Consider the following 3,966-nt stretch of genomic DNA (forward strand, 5'->3'; position numbering starts at 1 on the left):
GTTAGCGTATGTTATATGCTAACTACGCTCCCCCCACACCTTTTTTCGTTCACCCACGTACAGCCCAGTGTCCAAGCAGCCAACCATAAATTTCCTGAACAACTTCACGGGGATTGAGAGAACGAATTAAAGTTTTACGTCCTAAAAGGTGGACTTTGAGTTCATCAATAGTATTTTCCACTTGCCAACGACGATGATATTCCGTTGCCAACAATAAAGCGGGAAATAGGACAATATCTGTCAAACTGGTAATTAAACGGTAAACCTGCGGTTGGTCATCGGTATCATCAGTATCAATAGTATATTCAATGACTCGCACCATAATTTTTGTACCACCTTTTTTCTTGGATTTACCATCAGGAGCAATCCACGATAGATAGGAGCCATCTTCTAATACTTTTTCCACACTGAATTTAACGTTTTTTGGTACTTGCCAATACTGCCCAACCCTTACCCAAGCCTCACTTAAGCCATCCACCAGATTTTTCAGGACTGTTCTCATTGATGCTTTTGACCACAAACTCATTCCAATCACTAAACACACTACCAGATGTGACGGTAAAGCCCGCCTCCGTTCTTCATTACTCTGTGTCTGCGCGAGCGCCTGTTCAATTGCCTCTGCTGGGATAGCTGTTTCTAACGCTTTGAGTACCGTACCTGATTCAATCGTCGGCGAGAGCAGTGAGAATTCTTTGAGTTGCATTCAATCTCAGTACACTTGAGTGATAACTCTTAGTCTATCTGGTTTTTGGCTTAACCGAACCGTATTGACCCTTCGGCTACAAGGAAACTAACGCTACCAAGATAAAAGAGCAGTTGTTGCAAACAAATGAAGTCAACGCTTTTTTACTGCGAATTGACCGGGGAACGGGTAAGCGGGGAGTTGAGAAGGATTATGCTTTGGATGCATACTGCCAAATTCTAGCCCAGCGTCACCAGTCGATTAATAATCTTCGATCCGAACTGCGATCGCTCCTTGAATCGATGGGCAATACCATCGTACCAATGGGCACTGATGATGATCATGATGCCAAAAAACGCCTCTCTGATGCTGGCGCTCTTTTGGATAGTGCCTACAATCAGGCTGTGAATAAAGCTAATGATATTTCTGCAAGCGAGTACCGCGCTCGTAAAAGCAAAGATTACTTGAAACCTGAAGAAGTTTATGAATGTGAGAAGTTTAGAATTCGAGACTCTTATGGGATGGAGGTAACTGAGTCACTGGTGGAGAAGGATGAGGGGGGTAGGTTAGTTAGGGCGATCGCTTCTATGGAAGCTATATTATCAGAACCGGGTGGGACAATTGTTGAACCACAAACTAACAGAGAATATCCCGCACCACCCAAGATTGTTGCGGATAAAGATTATTCGGAGAGGGATAAATTACCCTTATGTATGGATTGGGGGAATTATTCTGCCAAGTGGTTAGCGCGATTCAATTTAGGACTGCATGATATATTGAAGCGCTTAGTTGCGGGGTCAGAAATTACCGCCGATGATCCTCATTTAGTAAGGATGACTGAAATCGCCATTCAGTGTGCTGCTCACATTAAAGCGATTCTTGGTTTTACTGTGCCTGCTGACTGTCAGCCTATTTGGTTACTTGCCACTCTGGTCGAGCAGTTGGGGCTAAAGTTGGTAAATCGCAAGGAAGGGCCTCGTGGGGAACAGGTGAAGATTTATTCTCTGGCGAAACAGGAATTGAACTTTGCCCTACATGTGATTGCTCATCGGGAGCAGAAACGCGCTAGGCAATTCGCAACTCGCGGCTTTTCGCTGCTTTTCGCAGTTAAAACAATTGCGAAAAGCAGCGAACTGGAAATTGCGAATTGTTTGGTATCCACCCCCTCCCCTGTTGGTATAGGAAATCCCCATTGTGCAGGGGTGGATACTACCAACTTGGAAACAATTCGCAATCCGCGGCTTTTCGCAATTCGCAATTGTGCCCAAATGCTCAAAGATGTCATTGGACATGGAGTTGAGGCAGTCAAGGGTATCCTCAAGCGCTGGGAGGCGGTGCTGGAGTTGGAGGAAGTGGCTGTTAGTGAACTGCGGCAGTTGGAGGAGTTAGTACCGCAGTTTTATGCCTTGTTGTCTGAAGAAGTTTTGCCAATGGAGGGGATTGGCTAAGTAAAAATACTCCACTTAGTTAAAAGCAGAAAAACTGATGATTGTTCTGGTAGCTATTGATGGTACTGGTTCTATTTTGGGCTGTTTTCCCAAACATTAGGCGAGGTAGTATTTGATTTGATCAGTGTATAAGGCTTTATTCTCAAACAATAACTCAAACTTCTAGCCGAAATCTGGAAATTGAAGTAGCGTTCGCACAAAAGTTACTTGCTAAGATAGGGCTGAGATTAACGTATGTGGCTCGGCTTGGTAAGTGTGAGAATCGGGAGAGCGTTTATGAATTTGTGCCACCCACTGATGAACGCAATTTGATTTTTGAGCGGTGGCTAAATCGGGATGAAAGCGCTCGTCAAAGTGCAAATTCTAATTCGGTGTCAGTCACCAGTAATATAAATACAAGTACACCCATTATTGACACGACACCACACGATATCCCCCAAACCGATTATGAGGCGGTGGTGGCAGAGTCAAGCTCTATGTCCCAAAGCTGGAAAGGGCTAAAGCTGAAGTTGCAGCAAGGATTAGAGAACGCTGGCAAATTCTACCAACAGCTAGTCACTAAAGTCGGTGAGGCTGTTAGGGTTGCTGATGGTGAGCCAGTTTGGAACCAGTATCAAGGTTGCTGGCAAGTAATTGTTAGCTTTGCCTGTGGCTGTAAATCAGTTGTGTGTGATTGGTTAGTGGCGGCGTGATTAGTCGGTGTCAGTCACTAGTAATAACTTAGACTTTTATTGGTACTGTCAAAACAAGCGTTTTCTCCGTTTTTTGATGAAAAGAGCAATTTGATTTCTGTAACTCTTTCATGGCAAGCCTTTCAAGCTTTACGTGGCAGCAAAATGTGTCTTGGCTACTTTTACTCCTAGATGAGTTATTAAAAATTAAAAAAGCTCCAGGAGCAAAACGAAAAATTGATGAGGCAGCGATAGCGGTACTCTCAAAGGTAATCTAGTTGATTTAGCGATCGCCTGAGCAGTTGTCAAACGCAAGCTGCTGGATGGTTGCTGTTATTTACAGATGGCTGTAAATCGGTTGGAGAGCGATTAGTTAGCAGCGGTGTAATTCGTCAGTATCGTAGAATAACTGTATTGAGTCAGAGGATGAAGATTGCGCTTGCCATGACTGCAACCAGCAACAAAGTTACTTTTGCAGAGTATCTCAAGTATAACGATGGCACAGATACTCAATATGAATTGGTCGATGGAGAATTAATCCCCATGAGTCTTGGTACTGGCAAGCACGGCGGCATCTCCAAGTTTTTAGAACGAAGCTTTGATGACGAAATCGCCGTCATGGGGAACAATTGGACAGCACAAAAGTTTTCTGTGGGAGTACGTTCGCCACGAGGGGGTCGTTGGGACACTTCACGAATTCCAGATGTAGTAGTATTGCCAACGCCGCAGTGGTCAGCGCTTGCCAATCGAGAAGCTGTGATTGAACTTAACGAAACTCCTCCGATACTAGTAGTAGAGGTTGTCAGTGAATCTACACAAACTACAGACTACCGCAGCAAGCGTTCTGAGTATGCTGTTCTGGAAATTCCCGAATATTGGATTGTTGACCCGATTCAAGAGATAGTAACAGTATGTACCCTAATAGAAGGATTCTATGATGCTGTTACATTTCGGGGACAAGAACGCATCATCTCTTCCACTTTTCCACAGTTAGATTTGACTGCCGAACAAGTTTTGGCAGCACGCAAGTAAATTATCAATGGCTACCAACCAGGGTTTTATATTTAATAGCCCACCTCGCATCGCTATTATTCTGCTATTAGCTTGTCGTCCCAAGTATAAACCCCTATTTGACCTCTTACTCTAGAAAATCTCCCTGTTCTAT

General features: G+C 44.1%; 2 protein-coding genes and 2 pseudogenes. 3 read left to right on the top strand and 1 reads right to left on the bottom strand.

The window, feature by feature from the left end; translation table 11 throughout:
* Positions 1–55: 55 nt before the first annotated feature.
* Positions 56–613, bottom strand: a pseudogene (locus AC5JMF_RS30830) (transposase domain-containing protein); the annotation flags it as partial.
* Positions 614–771: 158 nt separating this feature from the next.
* Here AC5JMF_RS30830 and AC5JMF_RS30835 point away from each other — a divergent pair.
* From AC5JMF_RS30835 to AC5JMF_RS30845, 3 genes and pseudogenes are all read left to right on the top strand, one after another.
* Positions 772–2,130: pseudogene (locus AC5JMF_RS30835) on the top strand (bifunctional DNA primase/helicase); the annotation flags it as partial.
* Between the two features lie 236 nt (positions 2,131–2,366).
* Positions 2,367–2,822 carry a hypothetical protein gene (locus AC5JMF_RS30840; RefSeq protein WP_495799515.1) on the top strand — a complete coding sequence of 152 codons (456 nt, stop codon included), beginning with the start codon at positions 2,367–2,369 and terminating at the stop codon, positions 2,820–2,822.
* A gap of 306 nt (positions 2,823–3,128) precedes the next feature.
* Complete coding sequence (locus tag AC5JMF_RS30845) at positions 3,129–3,833, top strand: Uma2 family endonuclease (protein WP_495799516.1); 705 nt, start codon at positions 3,129–3,131, stop codon at positions 3,831–3,833.
* Positions 3,834–3,966 lie beyond the last annotated feature (133 nt).

This window comes from Desmonostoc vinosum, assembly GCF_059505385.1.